Source organism: Mammaliicoccus sp. RAM2 (assembly GCF_045897195.1).
In the GTDB taxonomy this organism is placed as follows: Bacteria; Bacillota; Bacilli; order Staphylococcales; family Staphylococcaceae; genus Mammaliicoccus; species Mammaliicoccus sciuri.
The window spans coordinates 1-212 of sequence record NZ_JBJNWI010000042.1; the positions used below are offsets into that span (position 1 = coordinate 1).

A 212-nucleotide genomic window follows, 5' to 3' on the forward strand; every position below is an offset into this window, starting at 1 on the left:
ATACGATCCTAAGTCTGATAAAACTTCTGATGATAAAAAAGTAGATGATCAAAAAGTTGAACCTAAATCTGATCAACCAAAAGATCAACCAGAACCTAATAAAAAAACTACTGACAATCAGTCTATGACAGAACAACCAAAACAAGATGTTCCTGCTAAAGTAGAACAATCGGCTAAAGTTGATAAAAAATCAAATAGTCAGGGTAAAGTAG

The 212-nt window shown here is 32.1% G+C and carries 1 pseudogene; it reads left to right on the forward strand.

Annotation, left to right across the window (positions count from 1 at the left end):
* Window positions 1-212 (forward strand): annotated as a pseudogene (locus ACJTHF_RS14110) (hypothetical protein); the annotation flags it as partial.